The following is a 24,136-nucleotide window of genomic DNA, read 5'->3' as shown; positions in this document are numbered from 1 at the left end:
TGTTCACCCGCGCAGCGCCATAACCGCCGCCGCGACGGCGGCCTGCCTGACCTGCTCGTAGGGCTCGCGGGCGAACTGCACCACCGTGTCGGAGAGCCCGCCGACGGCGACCGTGGCGCGCACCCGCGCGCCGAGCTCCCGCCCGCCGCCGATCAGGAGGGTGGTGAGCCCTTCGCGGAAGGCCAGCATGCGGTCGATCAGGTCGAGTTCGTGCAGCACGCTCAGGTCGGACAGGATCATCACCAGCGTGTCGCGCCGCTGCCAGACCAGGTCGAAATAGGCCCCCAGCAGCTCCTCCCGCGAGGTCTCCGCGTGGGCGGCGAGGAAGCCCTCCTGCTCCTCGAACAGCGGCGTGACGATGGTGCGCAGCAGGTCGCCGCGTGAGGAGAAGTGGTAGTAGAGCGCCGGCTTGGTGATCCCGAGCCGGTCGGCGATGTGCTGGAGGCTGGTGTCGCGCACCCCCTGCTCCAGGAAGAGTTCCCGGGCCGTGGCCAGGATGCGGTCGCGGGTGTCGGTCGGCCTCGCCATGGAACTCACCCTGGCTTACCATCCGTTAAGTAAGCAACTTACCGACTGTTAAGTAAGGAGCTTTCCGGATGCGCATCCTGATCTCGGGCGCGAGCGTCGCGGGCCCGCTCGCCGCCTACTGGCTCGCCCGTCGCGGCCACGCCGTCACCGTCGTCGAGAAGGCCCCCGAACTGCGTAAAGCCGGGGGTCACGCGGTCGACCTGTTCCGCCCGGCACTGGAGATCGCCCGCCGCATGGGCGTGTACGACCGGATCACCGCCCGCCGGACCGGCGTCGAACTGCTGTCGTTCCGCCGCCCCGGCGACACCCGCCCGGCCCGCATCCGCATTGGCGCGCTGACGGCGCGGGCGGCGGGCGACCACGTCGAGATCATGCGCGACGACCTCAGCGAGATCCTCTACGAGGCGGGCCGCGACCACGTCGAATACGTCTTCGGCGACTCGATCGCGGCCATCGACGACCGCGTGGTGACCTTCGAGAACGGCCCCGCCCGCGAGTTCGACCTGGTGATCGGCGCCGACGGGCTCCACTCCAACGTCCGCCGCCTGGCCTTCGGCCCCGAGTCCGACTACGCGACCTGGATCGGCGCCCACCTCGCCGTGCTGACCGTCACCGACCACCCCGGCCCGCCCGGCCGGGTCGACGGCGTCGTCGCGGTCGACCGGATGGCGATGATCTACCACGACCACACCAACACGCGCGGCTTCTTCATGTTCCGCACCCCGGCCCCGCTCGACTACCACCACCGCGACGTGCCGAAGCAGAAGTCGCTGCTCAAGGAGCACTTCGACGACCTCGGCGGCGAGGCGGCGTGGTTGCTCGACCGCCTCGGCGACACCCCCGCCTTCTACTTCGACTCGGTGACGCAGCTACGCATGGACACCTGGTCGAAGGGCCGGGTCACCCTGGTCGGCGACGCGGGCTACTGCCCCGGCCCCGCCGTCGGCGGCAGCACCAGCCTCGCCATGGTCGGGGCCTACGTCCTGGCCGGCGAACTCGCACGCTTCCCCGACCACGGCCACGCCTTCGCCTCCTACGAGCGGGAGCTGGCGGACTACGTACAGAAGAGCAGGGCCTTCGCGATCGGTGCGGCCAGGCGGCTGGTGCCCGGGAACGAACGGGCACTGCGCACCCTCATGTACGGAACGCGCCTGCTCAACCGCCTTCCCACTCCGGCGGTGCGGCTGCTGACAGCCTCCAGCGTGGGCCTGCGAGTCCACACCTCGTTCCGGCTCAGGGACTACCCCGGCTAGAACCGGCGGCACTGGTCTTCCTTGTTGCCCCCGACCTTGTTGCCGCCGCCCGTCGGCCGGGGCGAGTTCTCCTTGCACTGGAGGTTGCCCTTCATCCTGTTGTCCCTGACCTGCACGCCGCCCCTGTTGCCGACGACCTGGATCGACCCCCCGACCCGGTTGGAGCGGACCTTCAGGTACCGCCTGTTGGCGTCGAGCTGGATGTCGGAGTCGACCCGCGACGAGGTGACAGTGGCCGCCCCGCCCTGCTTGACCTGGACGCTGCCCTTGACGTGAGACCCGGCGAGCACGCTGACTGCCCTGGCGTTCTCGCCCTGGACGTTGCCCTCCACCCTGACGCCCCGGGCGACCAGCGTGGCCCCGCGCTCGACCTTGAGCGTGCCCTTGACCTTCGTGCCGACCAGCGTGCACGTGGCCCCCGAGGGCACCCGCAGGTTGTCGACCGTGACGGCCCGCATGGTCGCCCGGCACACCCGCTCCTCCGCGACCGCCGGCGAGACCAGCCCGGCACCCCCGAGCAGCACACCCAGCACGACCCCGCCCAGCAGAACGTTCTTCCTCATCGCAACCCCTCCCCATTCGGAAGCGGGCGATCCGCCCGCCTGGGAAAGAGCTTCGAGGCCGGGGGTGAACACTCCATGAGCCGCCGATGAGCGGCTTCTCATCCAGGGGAAGCGAGTGTGCGGACCGGCGCGTCGGGGCGGAGCGCGGGTCGGGGCGGAAACGGGAAAGCCCGGCGCGGGCCGCGCCGGGCTTTCTCGTTCGGGCTGCTACCGGGCGGGCGTGAACGTGTACGTCGTGCCCTTCGCGGCGTTGATCCGCAGCGTCGACTTGCCGGCGCCCACGTTGCTCACCGTCCCGTCGTCGGCCGAGACGTTCACCTTCGTGCCGAACCAGGGGTTCTTGACCTCGAAGACGCCGCCCTGCTCGCTCTTCACGGTGATGTACTCCACCGTGTCCCCGGTCCGGGACGCGCTCACGAGGAGGCCGCCCTTCTCGCGGAGGTTGTGGAAGGCGCCGCTCTTGCCGGCCGGCCACACCGGGAAGACCTGGACCAGCCCGTCCCAGCTCTGCAGGAGCAGGTTGTTCAGCGCCTCGATCGCGCCGGCCTTCTCCAGGCCGTGGTAGCCGTCGGAGATCCGCAGGTTGGCCGCCGAGCGCTGGGTGATCTGCTGCTTCAGCCGGTCGATGATCGTCTGGCCCGGGTAGCCCACGCGGGCGGCCTGGGTGAAGACCTTCGGGAAGCTGTTGTCCTGGCCCCACGAGTTCATCGCGTTGATGGTGTCGATGGCGGTCTGCCGCTCGGCGGCGGGGGAGCCGATGCCGAGCTGGCCGCCCGGGTGGATGAACTCCAGGTTGACCGTGTTGTCGCCGGGGCGGATCGCCCGGTTGTCGCTGATCGTGCCGGGCTCGCCGAGGGCGTACACGGTCTTGCCCTGGTAGGTCGTCGTGGGGATCGCGGGCAGGTTGCGGAGCATCTTGCCCCACACCCAGCGGTGGTCGGCGTCCAGGCCGAGCCGGGTGCTGGTGTCCTCCAGCGTGGTCAGCAGGAGCTTGAGCATGCCCAGGTCGGCGCCGGGGTTCTTCGCCCAGGTGATCTCGTGGGGGCCGCCCCAGAAGGACAGGGCGCCGGTGGCCGGGTCCTCCTCGACCCAGTTCTCGAAGAACGCGGCGACCTCCTTCATGAAGGGGTAGCCGGTCTCGCGGAGCCACTGCTCGTCCTGGGTGTACTGCCAGTACTCGATGTGCTGGGTCACCGTGAACAGGGCGTTGGCGACCTGGTTGTGGTAGTTGTCGTCGGTCGTCGTGCCGAACGGGCTGATGCCGACCGGGAAGAGCACGCCGCTCTTCACGCCGCCGCCCGGGAAACGCGCGTCGACGTAGTCGGGCTTGACCCGGCGCAGGTCCTCGGCGGCGCGGCGGCGGGCCTCCGGCACGAAGGCGTCGACCGCGTCGAAGTAGGGCAGCGCGAGCTCCGGCCGGTTGGAGCTGTAGACGCCGTAGTAGTTGGCCTGCCAGTTGTAGTTGAGGTGGAAGTCGCCGCCCCACATCGGGAAGTCGGTGGTGGCCCAGATGCCGTACAGGCCCGAGGCGGTCTTGCCCTCGCGCAGCGAGCTGCCGAGGAAGTACAGGGAGCTGTAGTAGAAGCGCTCCAGCACGTCGTCGTCGAGGTCGACGTAGGAGCGCAGCCAGTAGTCCTTCCACCAGTCGAGGTGGGCGGCGTAGAGGCCGTCGACCGACGCGGCGGTCTGGGCCCCCGCCAGGGCGATCGCGGCCGGGCCCGGGTCGGCCGGGTTGACGCCGCCGCCCGCGACGGCGGTGACGACGTCGACCGTCTGACCGGGGGCGAGCTCGAAGTCGATGCGGCCGTTCGAGACGGTGGGGGCGCCGCCGATCACCCGGGTCGCCAGCGACGCCCGCGAGACGCCGCGCGGGCTGGCCGGGGTCTGGCGGGTGGCCCACACGGTGTCGCCCTGCACGCCGGAGGTCTGCACCATGCCGCCGCGCGCGTCGGGGGTGCCCACGACGGTCTGCGCGCGCAGCCGGACCGGCCGGTCGCCCTGCGAGGTGATGGAGGTGACGACCACGTTGCTGTCGGCGCCGGTGAAGGTCTTCATCGTCACGGGCACGCCGCCGAGCTGCATCGACGTGTCGACGTCGCCCTTGAGCAGGTTCTGCTCCTCCAGGAAGGTCCCGGTGGGCTGGGTGGGGCCCTCGGCGTCGTACAGCTCGAAGGCGCCGACGCGGGCGCGCGGGTTGTTGATCGAGTCGGCGGTGGTGCCCTGGGTCGGCTCGGTCAGGTTCAGGCGCAGGTAGCGGGCGGTCACGGGGGCGAACGTGCGGTCGGTCGTGGCGGCCGTGTTGCCGGTGACGGTGTCGATCGTGGTCCAGCTCTGGCCGTCGGTGCTGGCTTCGAGCGTCCAGTTCTTGCCGTTGTTGGCGGCCTCGCCGGGGCGGGCGGCCTGGTCGTGCTTGAGGATGTAGCGGCGGAAGGTCTTCGCCGAGCCGAGGTCGAGGCGCAGCCACTGGGGTTTGCCCACGTCGGAGACCCAGCCCTCGTAGCCGGAACCCCAGGCGCCCGAGACCGCGCGCGACGGCGGGAAGGACGGGTGGCTGCTGGACGCCGTCGCGGTCGACCCCAGCGCCAGGTTGGTGGCCGTGACCGTGGTGTCGGCCTGGATGGTCACGTTGCCGAGGGCCACCAGGGAGGGACTGCCGGCGGACGTCCAGAAGTCGCCCTTGGAGATGTAGAAGGTCTTGGTGCCCTGGCTGCCGCCGGAGGTCACGCCGATGTCGCCGTTGCCGAGGAGGGCCGTGTCGGGCATGGTGCGGTTGACCGCGCCGGAGTAGGTCTGGTTCGTCCAGCGGCCCTTGACCGCGCCGACGAGCTGCTGGATCTCGGCCCACTGCTGGTCGGCCGCCGGGACCGCCGCGTCGGCGGGGAGCGCCGTCAGGAGGGAGGCGGCGACGGCCGCCGCCAGGATGCCTCGGGTTGTTCTCATGGGGGGTGCCTTTCTGCCCCTGCCTGAGCAGGCAAAAGACCTCGTCCGGCCGGGCGTGGACCGGTCGAGATAACGTTATCTCAAAACCATAGAGTGTTTCCCGCACGTTTCTGAAGACGTTCGCCCATAACGGCTTCATCACGCGTCCCACTGGTGAAAACTTCTGCCGATGTCAGCCCGACCTGCTGGAGAACGCTCTCCCAATGACTTAATTCATGGCGTGGTATTGGCGTGATCAAGCTGATGTGCTGCGACTTCTCTGGTGAGAGAGCGCTCTTGTGAACGTATTGACTCGGTCCGGTAACACGGTCAGGATTTCGCGTGTGCAGCCCTCCATGCGAAAGAGACGCTTCGCCGTCCTCAGTGGTTTGTCCCTGCTGTTAAGCGCCGTCGTCGCCTCGCCGGGGCCCGCGACGGCCGCCGAACCCCCGGTCGCCGGTCCGCCCGCCCTCGAGAACGGGTGCGCGAAGATCGAGGACACCCTGCCGACCTACAGCGACTGGCCGAAGGTCGAGAGCAAGATCGAGAAAGACCCGGCCATCGAGCGCAAGGTCGCCCGCCTCGTCGCCGACATGACCCTGGCCGAGAAGGTCGGCCAGATGACCCAGCCCGAGATCAGCGCGATCACCCCGGCCGAGGTCAAGCAGTACTTCATCGGGTCGGTCCTCAACGGCGGCGGCTCCTGGCCCGGCGGTGACAAGCACGCCCCGGTCGGCAGCTGGCTCGGCCTCGCCGACGCCTACTACGACGCCTCCGTGACGACCCGCACGAAGATCCCCGTCATCTGGGGCATCGACGCCGTCCACGGCAACAACAACGTCTACGGCGCGACGATCTTCCCGCACAACATCGGCCTGGGCGCCGCCGCCGACCCGTGCCTGATCCGCAAGATCAGCGAGGCCACGGCCGAGCAGCTCCGCGTGACCGGCCAGGACTGGGCCTTCGCGCCCACCCTCGCCGTCGTCCGCGACGACCGCTGGGGCCGCACCTACGAGGGTTACGCCGAAGACCCCAACCTCGCCCGCGCCTACGGATACGAGGCCGTCCAGGGGCTCCAGGACTCCAGCTGGCGCCGGATGGGCAACCGCGGCGTCATCGCCACCGCCAAGCACTTCATCGGCGACGGCGGCACCCGCAACGGCGTCGACCAGGGCGTCAACCCGTCGTCCGAGGCCGAGATGATCAACATCCACGGACAGGGCTACTACGGCGCGCTCGCGGCCGGCGCCCAGTCGGTCATGGTGTCGTTCAACAGCTGGACCAACGAGGACCTCGGCATCGACGAGGGCAAGCTGCACGGCAGCAAGAAGGCCATCACCGACATCCTCAAGGGCAAGATGGGCTTCGACGGCCTGGTCGTGTCCGACTGGAACGGCATCGGCCAGGTGGCCGGCTGCACCAACTCCAGCTGCGCCCAGGCGATCAACGCCGGCATGGACATCGTGATGGTCCCCAACGAGTGGAAGGCGTTCATCGCCAACACCATCGCCCAGGTCGAGTCGGGCGAGATCGCCATGTCCCGCATCGACGACGCCGTCACCCGCATCCTGCGCGTGAAGTACCGCGCCGGCATCTTCGACGGCCGCCGCCCCTCCGACCGGGTGCTGGCCGGCGACGAGTCGCGCCTCCAGGCCACGAAGCTGGCCCGCGAGGCCGTGCGCAAGTCGCAGGTGCTGCTGAAGAACAACGGCAACGTGCTCCCGCTCGCCAAGAACGCGAAGGTCCTGGTCGTCGGCAAGAGCGCCGACAACCTGCCGAACCAGACCGGCGGCTGGTCGCTGACCTGGCAGGGCACCGGCAACACCAACGCCGACTTCCCGAACGGCACGACCATCCTCGCGGGCCTGCGCCAGGCCCTCGGCACGTCCAACGTGACCTTCAGCGAGACCGCCGACGGCGTCGACCCGTCGCAGTTCGACGCGGTGATCGCCGTCCTCGGCGAGACCCCCTACGCCGAGGGCGTCGGCGACCTGGCCAGGCGCACCCTCGAAGCGGCCAAGCTCTACCCCGGCGACCTGGCGGTCCTCGACAAGGTGGCCGGTAAGGGCGCCCCCGTGGTGACCGTCTACGTCACCGGCCGTCCCCTGTACGTCAACAAGGAGCTCAACCGCTCCGACGCCTTCGTCGCGGCCTGGCTCCCCGGCACCGAGGGAGGCGGCGTCGCCGACGTGCTGGTCGGGCGGCACCCCTTCACCGGCAAGCTCTCCTACTCCTGGCCCAAGAGCGCCTGCCAGTCGCCGCTGAACCCGGGCGACCCGGGCTACGACCCGCTCTTCCCGGCCGGCTACGGCCTCACCAACGGCCAGACCGGCAACGTGGGCACCCTCGACGAGGCCTCCCACGAGTTCCCCTCGTGCACCTCCACGGGCGGCGGCGGCACCGCCACCGAAGACCTGGAGGTCTTCGTCCGGACCGACGTGGCGCCGTACAAGAGCTTCATCGGCTCCCCCGAGAACTGGGGCGGCACCGAGATCGGCCCCGACGGCGCCGCCGCCCACGCCAACATCAACACGGTGCCCGCCGACGTGAACGTCCAGGGCGACGCGCTCAAGGTGACCTGGACCGGCGGCGGCCCCGGCCAGGTCTACTACCAGAGCCCCGCAGGCACCGACCTGCGCGGATACCTGAACGCGGACGCCGCCCTGGTGTTCGACACCATCGTCCACTCCGCACCCGCGGCCCGGACGGTGATCAGCGCCCACTGCGTCTACCCGTGCTTCGCCGAGGTCGTCGCCACGGACCTGTTCACCGGCCTGGCCGGAGACGGCAAGTCGACGGTGAAGATCCCGGTGTCGTGCTTCGCGAACGGCCTCGACTTCGAGAACGTGAACACGCCCTTCCTCGTGTACACGGAAGGCGCGTTCTCGGCGTCGTTCGCCAACGTGCGCTGGGTGCCGCAGGCGGCCGACGACCCGGACGCGCTGGCGTGCTCGGAACTGTCCTAGCCGCATGAAGAGCCGGGCCGATTCATGACGACCGGCCCGGCTTCTTCGTGCCCGCCGAGGTCCCGCTCATGGCCGTCGCTCGTTCAGAGCCCCGGGTCCCGCTCATATCCGTTTTCTTTACGGCTGCCGCCCACCCCTAGACGCCACGACCGGCCTGCGTCACTACGGCAGTGAACGGCGGCTCCGGCGAAGGGCCAGACCGGTCAGGGCGGCGGCGAGCACCGTCGCGCCGATGAGAGTGATCACCCGGCCGTCGGGCCCCGCCGAACCCCCGCCTCCGGTCGCGACACCGCCCACGGGAGTTTCGACCTCGTCGACGAAGGTCTCATAGATCGTCGGCACGGTCGTGACGGTCTGGGTGACGCCGACCGGATCGGGGTCGACCGTTCGGGTGACGGTCATGGTCGGAATCGGAGTGCGAGTGCCACTTGGAGTCGGTGTTGGTGTCGGTGTCGGCGTCTGGGTCGGTGTCGGCGTCTGGGGCGGACTCGGCGTGGTGGTCGACCCGCCGGCGCCGACGACGACGCGGTAGGTGGTGAGGTCGTCCTTGTTGCGGACCTCGCACTCGATCAACGGGTCTGACGTCGTGAGGCCGAAGTTGATCGCGGCCGGCCGGACGACACCCGTTCCCTCGCCCGGCGGTGTCGAGTTCACGCGGGTGGTGCCCGCAGGGAGCGTGATCTCTCCACCGGCCGCAACCGGGCCGACGACGACGCCTTCTCCGGTGCCCGAGGTGAACCGGGGAAACTCGCTGATGCCGACATAGGCGTACATCTTCGTTCCGGCAGGAAGCGCGGTGGTGGCCCGAATTCTGCCGGAGTCGGCGTAGGTGGCGCGATGGAGGAAAGTCAGCGGAACGCCCGGCTGCGCACCGGTCGGCATCGTGAGTTCGACGTGGATTCTCACGATCTGGGTGGTTCCCCCTGCGGGAGTGCACGCGTATTCGACGACGTCGGTCGCGGCATAGGCCGGTGGGCACAGCGAAAAGAGGCCCAGTAAGCCGGTTGATGCGAATAAAAGTCGTCGAAGGCGCACCGCTACTCCTCGTTTCCCGCAAAGGCGTATACGGAGACGGCCTGGTTCGCCCTGTGGTTGACGATGACTCCTGAATTGTCATCTGTCTCAACAGATCTGTCGTTCGTGCTCGCTAGCGTTCGGGCGTTCGATCGGATTCGAGGTGGAGGTCTCGCGGTGGGCGCCGAATGGTCTGGCATGGGGGAGAGCACATGGTCCGATCTGGGCCGGGTCCGTGCCCGCTTGGCAGCCGGAGCCGATCCGGACGGGTCTGACCACTGGGGCCCGGTCCTGTTCCGCGCGGCCGCGTTCGGCAGCCCCGAGGTGGTCGCCGAACTGGCCGATCGGGTCGCCGACGTCGACGCCTTCGACGAGGGCCACACCGCGTTGTGGGCGGCGGTCTTCCACCGCCAACCCGGCAACGCCCGCGCCCTGGTCGAGGCCGGCGCCGATCCGTGGCGGGTGATGATGAACGGCTGGTCCCCGGCCCGGCTCGCCCTCGCGGGCCCCACCCCCGGCCTCTTCCCGCCTAGCGACCTCGCCCTCTCGCCCGGCGAGCTGGCGGCGGTGGCCCTCTCCGAAGACCTGTTCACCGCGCTGGAGGCCATCGACGACGACGGCCACAGCATCGCCTGCGTCGCGGGCGTCACCGCCGCCGAGGCGGTGCGCCGGTTGGGCGGCACGGTCGTGACCGAAGACGAACTAGGCCCGGGCTTCGACGACCCGGGCGACGCTTGGCACGACGATCGTCTCGAAGGGGTCGTCGGCGTCACCGACGTGACGGGCGGTTGTGTGGTCACCCAGCCGTGGGGCTGGCACGCCTCGGATGAGCGGCTGCTCAGAAAGCTCACCCGGGGCACCCGCGGCTACGCCATGTTCGCCAACCCCAAGAGCGGCGAGCAGGGCGTCGGCGCGGTCGACGGCGAGATCACCGACTGGGACACGATCCTGGGCCTCGCTCCTCCCACCGCGGCCGACTCGGCCGAAGAACTGCTCCTGAAGTTCCTCTACCAGGACGACGCCGAGGCCTACTGCTGCGGCTACGCCGGCCTCCGCCTCACCGACGCGCGGCCGATCCTGGGCCCGCCCGACCTGTGGATCCGCCTCGATCCCACCCGCTGAAAACCAGTGGCGCCCCGCCGGAACGGATCGATTCACTGTCCGGCGGGTTTCCGCACACCGAGGAGTTTCATGTACGCAGTCACCGCCGCCACCGGCCAGCTCGGCCGCCTGGTTCTCGACCGGCTCAAGGGTGACGTGGTCGCCGTCGTGCGGGATCCGTCCCGCCTCCCGGTGGGCGTCGAGGCGCGGCACGGCGACTACGACGACCCCCACGGCCTCCAGACGGCCTTCGCCGGGGTCGACCGGCTGCTGCTGATCTCCTCTCCGGAACTCGACGCCGCCCGCCGGACCGCCCAGCACCGCAACGTGCTCGACGCCGCCGTGGCGGCGGGCGTGACCGCCGTCGTCTACACGAGTTTCCTCGGCGCCGACAACGTCACGACCGGGATGACCGAGGCCCACCACGCCACCGAGCGGGCGATCGTCGCGAGCGGGCTGGCGTACACGATCCTGCGCAACCCCTTCTACGGCGAGGCCTTCCTGCCGCAGGTCACCGACGGCGTCATCCGCAGCAGCACCGGCGGCCGGGGGCTGAACACCGCCTTCCGCGACGACCTGGCCCAAGCGGCGGCCAACGCCCTGACCGGCGAGGGCCACCTCGGCCGCGCCTACGACCTGACCGGCCCGCTGTGGAGCTACCCCGAGGTCGCCGCGGCCCTCGGCGTCGCCTACGAGGAGGTCCACGACGCCGGCCCCGGGCCGATGGCCTGGCTGAACGGGCTGGTCCGCGCGGGCGCGCTCGAACGCCAGACCGGCGACCTGGAGTCACTGCTGGGCCGCCCGGCGGAGACGGTGGCCGAGAGGCTGACGACCTGATCCAGGGCAAGCCCGACCCGCCCGCCCTCATGGATATGGCCGGCCATACCCATGAGGGTGACAGCGAGAGCAGCGTCTACTGGGTGAAGCGCGGCCACACCAAGCGCGACCCCGGCGCCTGCGGCACTTGGACCGCACCGGCCCGGAAGATCAGGTGAGAAGGCGGTCGCACCAGGCGATCAGCTCGGCGCGCAGCGGGGCCGCCCGGCCCGCGAACTCCCGCTGTGTCGCCGCGTAGGCCGTGCGTCCTTCGGCCGTCTCGATCGGGATCGGCTCGTAGCCGAGATGCCGCAGGTCGTAGGGGCTGGCGCGCATGTCGACGGCGCGGATGTCCCAGGCCAGTTCGAAGCAGTCGGCCACCAGTTCGCCGGGGACCAGCGGGGAGAGTTTGACCGCCCACTTGTAGAGGTCCATGTTGGCGTGCAGGCAGCCGGGCTGTTCGGTCGCGGGCTGGAGTTCGCGGGAGAGCGGCAGCGTGTTCAGCGGGCGGGCGGGTTCGGTGAAGAAGCGGTAGGCGTCGAAGTGGGTGCACTTCAACGGCCGTTCCTCGACGGCCGCGGCGACCCGCTGCGGCGACAGGCGGAGCGGCTGGGAAGAATGCCGGACCTCGTCGGTCCGGTAGACCATGGCCCATTCGTGCATGCCGAAGCAGCCGAACTGGCCGGCCCGGGAGGCGGTGCGGCGCAGCAGGTCGGCGATCCAGGTGATCGAGTCGAGGCGCCGGGCGATCAGGTCGGCGACGTCGAGGGTCTGGCCGCCCGGGACGGAGACGTAGCCGGTCCCGAAGTCGGCCGCGCCCTCCAGGACGGTGAACGCGCCGGGGTGCCAGCGCCGCAACCGGCTGGGGCGGTAGCCGTAGTAGCTGAACAGGAAGTCCTCGACCGGGTGGGCCTGGGCTCGCCTGCGGCGTTCGAGGTGGGGCTCGATCCACGCGTCGACCCGTGCGTGGTGGGCCTCCTGCCGGGCCCGCCACTCTCGCTCCTCCAGCCTTGTCACGCGCATCATGCTAGACATGCGACGTACTTATGTGGTCACCGGAGGAGGCCGGGGGATCGGCCGGGCCATCGCCGAGCGGTTGTCACGTGAGGGCCGGGTGGTGGTGGTCGACCTCGATCCGGGGGCGGTCGGCATCCCCGTACGGGGTGACGTGGCCGATCCGGCCGTCGCCGAAAGGGCCGCCGACCTCGCCGAGGAGCACGGCGACCTCGTCGGCTGGGTCAACAACGCGGCGGTCTTCCGCGACGTGTCCCTGCACGACGATCCGCCCCGCGATGTCCTCGACGCCGTCGGGCTCAACCTGAACCCCGTCGTCGTCGGGTGCGCGGCGGCGATCAGGAGGTTCCTGCCGAAGAACCGCGGGGCGATCGTCAACGTCTCCTCCCACCAGGCCCAGCGGCCGGTCAGGGGGGCCATGGCCTATTCGACGGCGAAGGCCGCGATCGAGGGCCTGACGAAGGCGCTGGCCGTCGACTACGGGCCGCACGGCGTCAGGGTCAACGCGGTCGCGCTGGGATCGATCTGGACCGAGCGCTATGCGGCGTACACGAAGGAGAACGACCGGGCGGAGGAGGAGATGCGCCGCCTGCACCCGATCGGGCGGGTCGGCCGCCCGGAGGAGGTCGCCGACACCGTCGCCTACCTGCTCTCCGACGCCGCCTCGTTCGTCAGCGGGGCCGTCGTCCCGGTGGACGGCGGGCGATCGGTGCTCGGGCGTGATCCCGAGGAGGTCTAGGCGGAGGGTTCAGGAGGCGTACTGCCGCAGGGCCATCTGCCGGGCGGTCTCGATCTCGTCGGGCGTCGCCGTGCCGGACGCCTCGATCGCGGCGACCCACGCCGCCACCGTGGCCTGCCCGTATTCCGGGGTGACCGGGCCCCGCACCTCCTCGCCGGTGAGGAAGAGCTCCAGCGCCAGGAACGCCTCGTCCCAGCCGGGGCCCACCCAGAGCGCGCCCGCGCCGCTCTGCGCCATCGCGACCGGCACCGAATGGGTCAGTTCGAGGGTGGTCGCGTCGTCCTTCGCGGTCAGGGTGACCGTCACGATGCTGGTCTCGTCGCCGTAGGTGACCTTCAGCAGCGGCTTCTCGCAGGTCAGGATCGTGCCCCCGGCTCCGCCCTCGGTGGCGAACGTGCCGCCGGGCCGCAGGTCGCCGCTGACCGGGAGGAACCAGCGCTTGAGGCGTTCGGGGTCCGTCAGGGCGTCCCACACGTCGTCGACGGGGGAGGGGAAGTCGCGGCGCAGGACGACGGCCACGGTCTCGTCGTCGCGGGTGACCTCGCGTGAGGTCCAGCCGATGTCGATCATTTCTTTCTCCTCGTACGGGCCAGCTCGGTCTCCAGGGCGTCGAGGCGCTGCGACCAGAAGCGGCGGAACGGTTCGAGCCACACGTCGACCTCCGCGAGCGGGGTGGAGTCGACGACGTAGAGGCGTCGGGTGCCCTCGGCGCGCACGGTCGCGAAGCCGCTCTCGCGCAGCACCCGCAGGTGCTGGGCCACGGCCGAATGCGAGATCCCGAACTCCGCCCGCACGGTCGCGGTGATCGCGCCCGAGGCCTGCTCGCCCTCGCTGAGCAGCTCGATGATGCGGCGGCGCACGGGATCGCCCAACACGTCGAAGGCGTTCACGTGGCCGACTATGTCAGTTCTGGTTTATATAAGTCAACACAGACATAGTGCTCGGCCGCGCGGGTCTTCCACGAGCCCTTTTCTTACGGCTCCGCCCGCCCTGAGACCGGGGCGAGTGGCTCACGACGTACAGCGAGAAAGGAAAAGGGCCCGCGCGGGGAACGCGGGCCCTTCTCGGCTGGTGAGCGGTTATCCCTTGTAGCGAGGCGCCTGACGGTCACCCGGAAGGCAGAACTCGCCCGTGAAGAAGGTGCTCTCCGGCACGCAGCGCCACATGCTGGGGTTGGTGTAGCTGGGCGCGAGGCGGTCGTCGATCGCCTGCTCCAGCGCGTAGCCGCCCGCCAGCAGCTTCGCCTCGGAGAAGGCGCCGCCGATGAGGGTCACCCCGATGGGGTTGCGGCCCGCCGAGCTGGCCTGCACGCCATACCCGGCCGGGATGGTGAGCGCGGGGTAGCCGGCGCGGTCGGCGTAACCGATCACGTTGCTGCCGCTCGGTACCAGGATCAGGTCGTACGAGCCCAGCACGGTGTCCAGGACCGCCCGGTTGGCGGCCCTGCCGTTCGCCAGGTCGGCCGTGTACTTGGCGTTCGTCGCGGGGTCGGACAGGTCGATCGCCTGGGCGGCCAGGAGCTGACCCTGCTGGTACTTCAGGCCCTCGACCGGGTTGGCGACGTTGTAGTCGATGATGCTCTGCAGCGTCGTGCCGGGCTTGGTCTCCGCCAGGTAGGCGTTGACGTCACGCTTGAACTCGGTGCCGACGATGCTATCGGTCGCGGTCGGCGTGGCGATGCTCACCTGGGTGACGGTCGCGCCGAGGCCCTGGAGCTTGGCGATCGCGTCCTGGTAGGGCGCGCTCGTGCTGGAGACTACGGCGATCTTCTTGCCGGCGAGGGCGTCGGCCTTGAGATCCTTGGTGTAGTCGGCGTCGGAGTCGTCGATCACGTTCAGGATCGTCGCGGCGTCGCCGACGCTGCGGGTGATCGGGCCGGGGGCGTCCTGCGACTTGGCCACCGGCAGCACGCCGTCGGTGCTGACCAGGCCGACGGTCGGCTTCAGGCCCACCACGCCGGCCGCGTCGGCCGGGGCGAGGAGCTGCGCCGAGTCGGGCGAGGTCTCCATGCCGATCGTGATCGCGGCCAGACCCGAGGCGGTGGCCGCCGCGGCGCCGGCCGACGAACCCGCCGGGGTCTTGTCGGTGTCGTTCGGGAGCAGGACCTGGCCGCCGAGCGAGGAGTAGCCCTTGGGCAGGTTGGCGTCGAAGACGCCGTTCAGCTCGGTGACGTTGGTCTTGCCGAGCACGATCGCGCCCGCCGCCTTCAGCTTCGCCACGATGGCGGAGTCGTCGGCCGGCTTGGTGCCCTGGAGGGCGATCGAGCCGCCCGTGGTCGCCAGCGCCTTGGCGTCGATCGTGTCGTTCACCAGCACCGGCAGGCCCCAGAGCGGGGGACGCGCGTCGGGGCTGCGGTACTTGCCGCGCTCGTGGTCGAGCTTGCGGGCCTCCTTGATCGCGTCCACGTTGATCTCGCGCACGGCCTGGATGGCCGGGCCCTCGGCGTTGGTCAGCGCGATCCGGTCGAGGTAGGCGCGGGTGAGCTCCTCGGCCGACACCTCGTCGGCCTTCAGCTTGGCCAGCAGGCTGGTCGCCGTCTCGGTCTCCAGCGAGAACGGGAGCGCACGGGAGTCGTAGCCGGTGACCTTGAGGACGGCGTCGTAGTCGGGGTTGCAGCCGCCACGCGCGGCGAACGGCGGGGCCGGGGTCGTCTTCGCGCAGCGGTACATGCTCGGGTTGACCAGCGAGGCCGGCTGCCGGAGCTTGGTGGCCTGCTCGATGACGTAGGCGACGCCGAGGAGGTCGAACTCGTCGTAGGCGCCGCCGTGGACCGCGACGTTCTGGGCGCGCCGCTGCGTCGCGGTGTAGCCCATCGGGATCGTGATCGTCGGGTAACCGGCCTGCGGGGCGCTCGGCGTGCTGCCCAGGATGGCGATCACCGGGTCGGCCGGCTGCGCCGGGTCCGAGTTGGTGTACGTCATCATGTCGTCGATGGCCTTGTGCCAGGCGGCCTTACGGATCGCCAGGTTCGTCCGGTAGAGCTGCTCGTTGGCCCCACCCGGGGTGACGTCCGCCTGCGAGGCGTTCAGGTGGGAGTTGTTGCCGAACTTCAGCGCCTGGTGCGCCTCGGCCTGGTTGACCTGGATCTCCTGGAGCAGCGACTTGATCGGCGCCTGCGGGCCGAGCCGCTCGTAGTAGGAGTTGATGCTCTTGTGCTGCTCGTAGCCGCTGGGCAGCGCGGGCAACGAGGGCACCGTCGCCGTCGGGCGGGGCACCATGATCGCGCCGGCGGCGACGAGGGCGTCGTACGCGATCTTGAGCGGGCTGCCCTCGGTGAGGTTGCCGTTGTAACCGATCTTCTTACCGGCCACGAAGTTCGGGTCGAGGGCCTTCATGTAGTCGGGCAGCGTGGCGGGGAGCGCCGGGATGATGCCCTTCTCGATGTAGTCGTCGCCGAACATGGCCTTGTACCCGGCGTCGGCCACCGGGTCGGGCCCGGCGATCGAGGCCAGCGTGAGCGCGGCGTCGGAGACGGTGCGGACCATCGGCCCGGCGATGTCCTGCGAGGCCGAGATAGGCGCGATGCCGTAGCCGGGCACCAGACCCACGGTCGGCCGCAGCCCCACGAGCGACTGCGCGTTCGACGGCGAGATGATCGACCCGGACGTCTCGGTGCCGATCCCGAGCGTCGAGAGCGCGGCGGCCATGGCGGCGCCCGTGCCCGACGACGACCCGGAGGGGTTCTGGTCGGCGTCGATGCCGTTGAGGACCTGGCCGCCGTAGTTGCCGAAGCCGGAGGGCTGGTTGCCGAAGCTGTTGGCGTACTCCGACAGCCCCACCTTGCCGAGGATCACGACACCGCGTTCCTTCAGCTTCTTGGTGATCCCGGCGTCGGTGGCCGGGAACGACTGCCGCAGCGACCAGTTGTTCGCCGTCGTGGCCATGCCCTCGACGTCGATCAGGTCCTTGAGCAGGATCGGCAGGCCCATGGCTGGGCCGAGCGACTTGCCCTTCTTGCGCAGGCGGTCGTACGCCTCCGCTTCCTTCAACGCGTTGGGATTGAGGTCGGTGACCGCGTTCAGCCCGGGGCCGCGCTTGTTGAGCGCGGTGATCCGGTCGATGTACGCCTTGGTCAGCTCGACGGAGGTGAGCTTGCCGGCGGCCATGAGGGAGATGGCCTCGGCGCCGGTCAGCGTTTCGAGGTCGAGCTCGACCTTGGCGGCTGCCGGCTGGGCATGGAGGGTGACGAGGGTGAGGGAGAGAGAAGTGAGGGAGATCAGGACTTTGCGCACCACGTGCTCCTTGAGGAACCCGGTAATGCGGTGGACGCTATAGATCATCCGTTACGGTGATATGTCATATATGTTCCCTGGGCGAAACCGGACGTACCGACCGGTTTAACGGACGTCCGAGAACCTGGAACCTTCCAGCGCGCTTAGGGTGAACGACCATGGATGACCAGCAGCAACGCCGTTCGATCACCACGATCTCGACCCGGGAGGTCTACCGGAACCCGTGGATGAGCGTCCGTGAGGACGAGATCGTCCATCCCGACGGCACCCCCGGCATCTACGGCTACATCCAGCGGGCCGACTTCGTGCTGGTCATCCCCGAGGAGAACGACGGTTTCCACCTCGTCGAGGAATACCGCTACCCCATCCGCCGCCGGTCCTGGAGCTTCCCGCAGGGCTCGGCGAAGGCCCCCACGCGCCAGGACGAGGCCCGGACCGAACTCGCGGAGGAGACCGGGCTCCGGGCCGATGACATGCGGTTCCTGGGGCGGCTCGACAACTCCCACGGCCTGAGCGACCAGTCGATGCACGTCTTCGTCGGGACGGGCCTCACCGCCGGCGAGACCGCGCGTGAGCCGACCGAGCAGGACATGCGGCAGAAGTGGGTGTCACGCGCGGAATTCGAGCAGATGATCCTGCGCGGCGAGGTCACCGACGCGTCATCGGTCGCGGCCTACGGCCTCTACCGCCTGAGGCTTGGTTCCTGACCTGGGTGTCAGGCAGATGGCGACCCTGGATCGGCGGGATTTCGGGCCGGCGCGGCCCCGTCACATGCCCGCATTCGGCCTGTCGCCGGAGACGCTCCCCTAGGAAACATCCGGCCGCAGCACCGCGCGCAGGTTCTCCAGCACCGACGGATCCTCGATCGTCGACGGCACCGGTTCCTCGCGGCCGTCCGCGAGGGCGCGCATCGAGCGGCGGAGGATCTTGCCCGACCGGGTCTTCGGCAGGGCCGGCACGATCGCCACGTCGCGGAAGGCCGCCACCGGGCCGATCTCGCGGCGGACCGCGTGGACCAGGTCGTCGACGAGCCGCGCCGGTGGGATGTCGGCGCCCGCCTTGAGCACCACCAGCCCCAGCGGCACCTGGCCCTTGAGCTGGTCGGCCACGCCGATGACCGCGCATTCGGCCACGGCGGGGTGGGCGGCGAGCACGGTCTCCATGGTGCCGGTCGACAACCGGTGGCCGGCGACGTTGATCACGTCGTCGGTGCGGCCCATGACGTACAGATAGCCGTCGTCGTCGAGGAAACCGCCGTCGCCCGTCAGGTAGTGGCCCGGGTAGCGGGTCAGGTATTCGCGGATGTAGCGCTCGTCGTCGTGCCACAACGTCGGCAGCGATCCGGGCGGCAGGGGGAGTTTGAGGGTGATCGCGCCGTCGTCCTGGACGCGGACGTCCCAGCCGGGCAGCGGCACCGTCGCCGAGCCCGGTTTGGTGGGCAGGGACTCCAGGCCGCGGGGGTTGGCCGCGATGGGCCAGCCCGTCTCGGTCTGCCACCAGTGGTCGACGACCGGCACGCCCAGGCGCTCACCGGCCCAGTGGTAGGTGTCGGGGTCGAGGCGTTCCCCCGCCAGGTAGAGGGCGCGGAAGGTCTTGAGGTCGCCGATCAGCGTGCCGTCGGGGTCGACGCGTTTGATCGCCCGCAGCGCGGTGGGCGCGGTGAACAGGGTGACCACGCCGTGTTCGGCGACGACCCGCCAGAACGCCCCGGCGTCGGGGGTGCCGACGGGCTTGCCCTCGTACAGGACGGTCGTGGCGCCGATGAGGAGGGGGGCGTACACGATGTAGCTGTGCCCGACCACCCAGCCCACGTCGGAGGCGGTCCACCAGACCTCGCCCGGCGCGACGTCGTAGACGTTCAGCATCGACCAGGCCAGCGCGACCGCGTGGCCGCCGGTGTCGCGGACGATGCCCTTCGGCCGGCCGGTCGTGCCCGACGTGTAGAGGATGTAGAGCGGGTCGGTCGCCTTCATCGGCACCGGATCGGCCGGTGACGCGGTCGAGATCAGCTCGAACCAGTCGACGTCGCGCTCATCCATGCGGGCGACCCCCTGGTCGCGCTGGAGCATGACGATGACGTCTGGCCGGTGCCGGGACAGTTCGAGGGCCTGGTCGATGATCGGCCGATATTCGACGGTACGGTTCGGCTCAAGACCACACGAGGCGGCCACGATGGCCTTGGGGGCCGCGTCGTCGATGCGGGCGGCCAGTTCCCGCGGCGCGAACCCGCCGAACACCACCGAGTGCACCGCCCCGATCCGCGCGCAGGCCAGCATCGCGATCACGGCCTCGGGCACCATCGGCATGTAGATCACGACCCGGTCGCCCACCCCCACCCCGAGCGACCGCAGGCCACCGGCGAACCGGGCGACCTGGTCGGTGAGCTGCTCGTAGGTGAACCGCTTGACCTCCCCGGTCATCGCGCTGTCCCAGATGAGCGCGGTCTGCCCGCCCCGCCCGCCGGAGACGTGCCGGTCGAGGCAGTTGTACGCCGTGTTCAGCTCCCCGTCGGGAAACCAGCGGTAGAGCGGGGCGGCCGAGTCGTCGAGCGCCCGGGAGGGCGGCACGACCCAGTCGACCGCGCGGGCGGCCTCCAGCCAGAACGTCTCCGGATCGGCCAGGCTGCGCCGGTACACGTCTCGATAGTCGGCCATGAACTTCACAGTACGCCTGCCCTCTTTCCGGGTCAGGATGGACATATGAGTCTTTCTGATGCGGAACTGGCCGTAGCCGCCGCCGAGGCGGGCGCCGCCGTGGTCCGCTCCCTCTACGGCAAGCCGGTGCCCCGATACGACAAGACGTCGGTCGACTTCGCCACCCAGGCCGACCTGGAGGCCGAACAGGCCATCCTGGACGTGATCAGGGAACACCGCCCCGACGACGCCTTCCTGGGCGAGGAGACCGGCCTCAGCGGGGCCTCCGACCGGACCTGGATGGTCGACCCCCTGTGCGGCACCCTGAACTTCGCCGCCCAGACCCCCTTGATCGCCGTGAACGTGGCCCTCCGGGCCGCCGGCCGGGACGTGGCCGCCGCGGCGGCCGACCCGATCAGCGGCGAGGTCTTCTGGACCGACGGTGTCCGCGCCCAGGTGGACGACCAGCCCTTGACCCCGTCCCCCGACTCCAAGCTGGTCGACTTCAACCTCGACCCGCCCTACGGCGACCTGCTGTCGGTGATCGCGGCGCCCGGCTTCGCCGAGAGGTTCAGCCCTCGGGTGATGTCGACGTCGCTGGCGTGTTTCTGGGTGGCGGCGGGCCGCCGGGCGGCCTATCTGAGCGACGGCGACAAGCGCGACAGCGTGCACTTCGCGGCGGCACTGGCGGTGTGCCGGACGGCCGGGTGCGTGGTGACCGACCTGAAGGGGAGACCGTTCGAGACGGGGGAGGGCCTGCTGGTGGCGGCCGACCGGGCTACGCATGAGGCGCTGCTCGGGATGATCCTTCTCGGCCGATAGAAGTATGTCTCCGGCGGGGTCCCGATCTGCGCCGCGAACGATGAGGAGGCGGGCCCTATAACCTGCCCTTCATGCGGCGATCGATCACTTCTCCCCGTCTTGTCCTCGCCCTCGTCGCGATCGGGGTGGCCGTCGCGACGGGCGGTCTTCTGGTGGCGGGGTCGTCGGAGCCGGATCTCAGCGAATTCCAGATCATGCAGTATTCGGAGACCACCCGAGCTGACCGTTGAAGGCGGCGTGGGAGTTCCGTCAGGGCTGAGACAGGTCGGGCAGCGCTTCGCCTTCTCGGGGTGATCGCCGTTCGGTCAGCCAGAACAGGTAGTTCCGGAGATATTCCTCGAGTTCCCCGTTGTCGATCGACGCGGCGAAATCTCGTAGTGCCGGCACACGGTCGCGGTCCCATTCCTCCTCGCTCTTCGTGTACTCCTCTGCCAGCTTCTCGGCGAACGCGCGAACCTGCCCGCGTCCGGCCCACCACTCGCGCACCGACTCGGGTGTCCAATGGTCGTCTCCGTCGTGGGCGTAGTCGCCGAACGGTTCTTCCTCGGCGGCGTCCAGGATCTCGGTGAGCCCGTCGCGGTCCCGCGCCTGCCGGTAGACGAACTCCTGTCCTTCGGCATCGCACAACACATGCCGGGGCGCGACGATCGGTCCGGCCGCGCACGTGTCGGTGTCCGCGCCGTAGAAGGGGCCGGGCACGTTCAGCGGGTTCCGCTTCTCCCAGGTGCCGCGGAAACGGTCTGACAGACATATGTTGCCCGCGATGCGTTCGAGAGCCTCGGGCAGGGGGTCCCAGTACACCAGACGATCTTAGCGAAGCCGAAACTTTTCGAACCGAAGCCCGTCTGGAATCCGTGATTTCAGCTATTTTCGCCCGGTGCTGCGACGTGCAGAAGCATCGAAGCAGCTGAGCGGCCTCTCGTTGTTCGAAAGGTTTCGCCGGAACGTTGACGGCTTTCGGACCCCTTCACACACTGGGCCAGCCACCCAAGACCCCCCTTCGAAGGGAGCACCCAGTGTCTCTCCGCTCGACGGTCGTCGTGTTCACGACGGCCGTCCTCACGATCGCCGGAGCGGTCGCACTCTCACCCGCCTCGGCGGCCTCCACGGTCGAGAACGAAGGCGCCGACTGCGCCGTCACCCTGCCCGACGCCGGATCGTTGCCGACCAACTCCCGGCTGCCCGATCCGTTCAGACGGCTGAACAACACCCGGATCACCAGCAAGGCCGACTGGCGCTGCCGCCGTGAGGAGATCAAGCGCCTCTCGGAGCGCTTCATCTACGGCGAGAAGCCGGGCAAGCCGTCGAGCGTGACGGGCACGGTCTCGCGGACCAGCATCACCGTCAACGTCTCCCACCAGGGCCGCAGCTCCAGCTTCTCCGCCCCGGTCGAGGTGCCCACGGGGACCGGGCCGTTCCCCGTGGTCGTCGTGTACGGGGGATTCGGCGCCGACATCAACGCCATCAAGGCCGCCGGGGTCGCCGTCATCAGGTACGACCCCTACACGGTCGGCCGCGAGGGCACCCCGCGCAACAACAAGCAGGGCGCCTTCTACAGCATCTACGGCGCGCAGAGCCAGACCGGGCTCCTGGTCGCCTGGGGCTGGGGCGTCTCCCGCATCATCGACGTCATCGAGTCGTCCGGGAGCTCGATCCTGAAGGCCGACGCCACCGGCGTGACCGGATGTTCCCGCTTCGGCAAGGGCGCCTTCGTCGCGGGCGCGTTCGACCAGCGCATCGCGCTGACCATGCCGATCGAGTCGGGCACGGCCGGCGTACCGATCCTGAGAGGGGTCCCGGGAGAAGGAGCGCAGAGCCTGAGCAGCGCCTACGGCGAACAGCCCTGGTTCGGCGACGCGTTCGGCTCGTTCACCGGCAGCCCGGCCCGGCTCCCCGTCGACACGCACAGCGTGGTCGCCATGATCGCTCCGCGCGGCCTGTACGTCATGGACAACCCCCACATCGCCAACCTCGGCCCACGCTCGGCCAGCGTCGCGGCCCTGGCCGGAGCCGAGGTCTACAAGGCGCTCGGCGCGGGCGACGACATCTCCTACTGGTCGGACGTCGCCGACGGCACCCACTGCGCCAACCGCGCGGAGTGGCGCGACCAGCTCAACAAGAACCTGCGCAAGCACCTGCTGAAGACCGGCAATGACGCGGGCGCGATCCGCGTCTCGTCGCGGGCGTCGGGCAACCTGGCGGAGTGGCGCGACTGGACCACCCCCACCCTGACCGACGGCCCGAACCCGACCCCCAGTCCTACCCCCACCTCCACGCCCACCCCGACCCCGACTCCCACGCCGACCCCCACGCCCACCCCGAACCCCGGTGGGGCGTGCTCGGCGACGTACCGGCAGGTCAACGCGTGGCCGCAGGGCTTCCAGGGCGAGGTGACGGTACGGGCCGGCACCGCCGCCATCCAGGGCTGGACCGTGACCTGGACCTGGCCCGGTTCGCAGACCATCACCCAGATCTGGGGCGGCCTGCGCTCGGGCGCCGGTCAGAACGTGACCGTCCGCAACGAGACCTACAACGGCAACCTCGGCGCCAACGCGAGCACCACGTTCGGCTTCAACGGCGGCGGTGCGGCCGTCACACCCAATCTGACCTGCACCAGCCCCTGATCCGTACCCGATGAAAGGGCCCGTGGCGACATGGGCCCTTTTCATGACTTGCCGGTTTACAGCAACATCGGCACGATGTGGGGCTTGTGAGACGAACCCTCATCCCCGGACTGGTCTTAACCGTCGCCCTGGCAGGACTCGCGACCCCGGCACACGCCGACCCGTCCGACGACCCCAAACTCACCGAGAACGCCCTCTACACGAGTGGGACGATCCCCCGCTCCTCGTGCGCCGAGAAGCCGATCAAGCGGCGCAACCACTATCCGACCGCCAAGGCCTACGTCACCTTCGTGATGGGCTGCCTCGACCGCGTCTGGGCCAAGCAACTCGCCAAGGCGGGCGTCAAGTATCGCAAGCCGAAGGTCTCGCTGCTGTCGAAGGACCCGGCGCGGTTCTGCGGTTACAAGTGGCCCAAGTCGTCGTTCTCCGACTACTGCGAGAGCAACCAGACGATCGCGCTCGTGCTCGACCGGACCCTGCTGAACCTCCAGCCGTGGGACCTGTACATCTTCAACCACGTCGCCTCTCTGTACGGCACGCACGTCCAGGTCCTCACGGGGATCGACGACGCGATGCGGGACGCCATCCCGGAAAGCGGGGATCCCGAGTTCGCCGCGTCGCTGAGCGAACTGGGCCGCCGGACCTACCTGCAGACCTTCTGCCTCTCGGGTGTCTTCGCCGGGAGCGTCTACAAGTCGATGCCGCGCAAGGCGGCCGAATGGAAGGACGTCGTCCGTCAGATGGGCAAGGAGGCGAACGATTTCTACGGCTCGGCGAAGACCATCGCGTACTGGATGAACCGCGGCTTCAACTCGCGCAACCCCAAGTACTGCAACACCTGGACGGCCTCCAACGCGCAGGTTGCCTGACCACGACGGACCTCGCCGCGGGCCCTTGCGCGATCTTCGGCGA

General features: G+C 69.7%; 20 protein-coding genes. 10 read left to right on the top strand and 10 right to left on the bottom strand.

All coding sequences use genetic code 11. The annotated features are described in order from the left end of the window. Positions 1–3 precede the first annotated feature (3 nt). On the bottom strand, positions 4–528 hold the full coding sequence (locus tag QSK34_RS19365; protein ID WP_285585637.1) for a TetR/AcrR family transcriptional regulator: 525 nt from the start codon (positions 526–528) through the stop codon (positions 4–6). Between the two features lie 68 nt (positions 529–596). Here QSK34_RS19365 and QSK34_RS19360 point away from each other — a divergent pair, with 68 nt between their 5' ends. After that, positions 597–1,781, top strand: coding sequence for an FAD-dependent monooxygenase (locus tag QSK34_RS19360; protein ID WP_285585636.1), 1,185 nt, complete (start codon positions 597–599; stop codon positions 1,779–1,781). On the opposite strand, the gene QSK34_RS19355 is transcribed toward QSK34_RS19360, so the two are convergent. Together QSK34_RS19355 and QSK34_RS19350 are read right to left on the bottom strand one after the other, a co-directional pair. After that, entirely contained in the window at positions 1,778–2,344 is a 567-nt protein-coding gene (locus QSK34_RS19355; protein WP_285585634.1) for a hypothetical protein, read from the bottom strand. The two genes, QSK34_RS19360 and QSK34_RS19355, sit on opposite strands and share 4 nt — an antisense overlap. A 207-nt stretch (positions 2,345–2,551) precedes the next feature. Then, positions 2,552–5,284: a glycosyl hydrolase family 95 catalytic domain-containing protein gene (locus QSK34_RS19350; protein WP_285585632.1), complete on the bottom strand. Its 2,733-nt coding sequence runs from the start codon at positions 5,282–5,284 to the stop codon at positions 2,552–2,554. A gap of 335 nt (positions 5,285–5,619) precedes the next feature. On the opposite strand from QSK34_RS19350, the gene QSK34_RS19345 reads away from it, so the two are divergent. Beyond that, positions 5,620–8,229, top strand: a complete 2,610-nt coding sequence (locus tag QSK34_RS19345) for a glycoside hydrolase family 3 protein (RefSeq protein ID WP_285585631.1) — start codon at positions 5,620–5,622, stop codon at positions 8,227–8,229. A gap of 162 nt (positions 8,230–8,391) precedes the next feature. On the opposite strand, the gene QSK34_RS19340 is transcribed toward QSK34_RS19345, so the two are convergent. Beyond that, positions 8,392–9,264, bottom strand: a complete 873-nt coding sequence (locus tag QSK34_RS19340; RefSeq protein ID WP_285585630.1) for a hypothetical protein — start codon at positions 9,262–9,264, stop codon at positions 8,392–8,394. Positions 9,265–9,441: 177 nt separating this feature from the next. On the opposite strand from QSK34_RS19340, the gene QSK34_RS19335 reads away from it, so the two are divergent. Further along, the gene (locus QSK34_RS19335; protein ID WP_285585629.1) at positions 9,442–10,365 is read left to right on the top strand and encodes an ankyrin repeat domain-containing protein; all 924 of its coding nucleotides are present in this window, start codon (positions 9,442–9,444) and stop codon (positions 10,363–10,365) included. Positions 10,366–10,434: 69 nt separating this feature from the next. Next, entirely contained in the window at positions 10,435–11,181 is a 747-nt protein-coding gene (locus QSK34_RS19330) for an NAD(P)H-binding protein (RefSeq protein WP_285585628.1), read from the top strand. Positions 11,182–11,331: 150 nt separating this feature from the next. Here the strand turns inward: QSK34_RS19330 and QSK34_RS19325 are convergent, their stop codons facing one another. Further along, positions 11,332–12,183 carry a 3-methyladenine DNA glycosylase gene (locus QSK34_RS19325; protein ID WP_285585856.1) on the bottom strand — a complete coding sequence of 284 codons (852 nt, stop codon included), beginning with the start codon at positions 12,181–12,183 and terminating at the stop codon, positions 11,332–11,334. A gap of 10 nt (positions 12,184–12,193) precedes the next feature. Between QSK34_RS19325 and QSK34_RS19320 the strand changes: the two genes are divergently transcribed. Further along, positions 12,194–12,913: an SDR family NAD(P)-dependent oxidoreductase gene (locus QSK34_RS19320; protein WP_285585627.1), complete on the top strand. Its 720-nt coding sequence runs from the start codon at positions 12,194–12,196 to the stop codon at positions 12,911–12,913. Positions 12,914–12,922: 9 nt separating this feature from the next. On the opposite strand, the gene QSK34_RS19315 is transcribed toward QSK34_RS19320, so the two are convergent. The 3 genes from QSK34_RS19315 to QSK34_RS19305 all read right to left on the bottom strand — a co-directional run bounded on the left by QSK34_RS19315 (position 12,923) and on the right by QSK34_RS19305 (position 17,145). Further along, entirely contained in the window at positions 12,923–13,483 is a 561-nt protein-coding gene (locus QSK34_RS19315; protein ID WP_285585625.1) for an SRPBCC family protein, read from the bottom strand. After that, positions 13,480–13,803: an ArsR/SmtB family transcription factor gene (locus QSK34_RS19310; protein WP_285585623.1), complete on the bottom strand. Its 324-nt coding sequence runs from the start codon at positions 13,801–13,803 to the stop codon at positions 13,480–13,482. Before QSK34_RS19310 ends, QSK34_RS19315 begins: the two co-directional genes overlap by 4 nt. A 189-nt stretch (positions 13,804–13,992) precedes the next feature. After that, positions 13,993–17,145 carry an amidase family protein gene (locus QSK34_RS19305; RefSeq protein WP_285585622.1) on the bottom strand — a complete coding sequence of 1,051 codons (3,153 nt, stop codon included), beginning with the start codon at positions 17,143–17,145 and terminating at the stop codon, positions 13,993–13,995. Positions 17,146–17,303: 158 nt separating this feature from the next. Between QSK34_RS19305 and QSK34_RS19300 the strand changes: the two genes are divergently transcribed. Beyond that, positions 17,304–17,852, top strand: coding sequence for an NUDIX domain-containing protein (locus tag QSK34_RS19300; protein ID WP_285585621.1), 549 nt, complete (start codon positions 17,304–17,306; stop codon positions 17,850–17,852). Positions 17,853–17,951: 99 nt separating this feature from the next. Here QSK34_RS19300 and QSK34_RS19295 read toward each other — a convergent pair whose 3' ends face one another. Next, complete coding sequence (locus tag QSK34_RS19295; RefSeq protein ID WP_285585620.1) at positions 17,952–19,799, bottom strand: AMP-binding protein; 1,848 nt, start codon at positions 19,797–19,799, stop codon at positions 17,952–17,954. Between the two features lie 45 nt (positions 19,800–19,844). Between QSK34_RS19295 and QSK34_RS19290 the strand changes: the two genes are divergently transcribed. Further along, a complete protein-coding gene (locus tag QSK34_RS19290) occupies positions 19,845–20,600 on the top strand; it encodes an inositol monophosphatase family protein (RefSeq protein WP_285585619.1) in 756 nt (251 codons plus the stop codon). 71 nt (positions 20,601–20,671) lie between these two features. Next, a complete protein-coding gene (locus QSK34_RS19285; protein WP_285585618.1) occupies positions 20,672–20,830 on the top strand; it encodes a hypothetical protein in 159 nt (52 codons plus the stop codon). A gap of 19 nt (positions 20,831–20,849) precedes the next feature. Here QSK34_RS19285 and QSK34_RS19280 read toward each other — a convergent pair whose 3' ends face one another. After that, positions 20,850–21,401: a hypothetical protein gene (locus QSK34_RS19280; RefSeq protein ID WP_285585617.1), complete on the bottom strand. Its 552-nt coding sequence runs from the start codon at positions 21,399–21,401 to the stop codon at positions 20,850–20,852. A 215-nt stretch (positions 21,402–21,616) separates the two neighbouring features. Between QSK34_RS19280 and QSK34_RS19275 the strand changes: the two genes are divergently transcribed. Together QSK34_RS19275 and QSK34_RS19270 are read left to right on the top strand one after the other, a co-directional pair. Beyond that, complete coding sequence (locus QSK34_RS19275) at positions 21,617–23,224, top strand: glucuronyl esterase domain-containing protein (RefSeq protein ID WP_285585616.1); 1,608 nt, start codon at positions 21,617–21,619, stop codon at positions 23,222–23,224. Between the two features lie 86 nt (positions 23,225–23,310). After that, positions 23,311–24,093, top strand: a complete 783-nt coding sequence (locus QSK34_RS19270) for a neutral zinc metallopeptidase (RefSeq protein WP_285585615.1) — start codon at positions 23,311–23,313, stop codon at positions 24,091–24,093. The last annotated feature ends 43 nt before the right edge of the window (positions 24,094–24,136 follow it).

This window comes from Herbidospora sp. NBRC 101105, assembly GCF_030269205.1.
GTDB lineage: Bacteria > Actinomycetota > Actinomycetes > Streptosporangiales > Streptosporangiaceae > Herbidospora > Herbidospora solisilvae.
The sequence above is the reverse complement of the archived record's forward strand: the minus strand, read 5'-3'. Positions and strand labels throughout refer to the sequence as shown.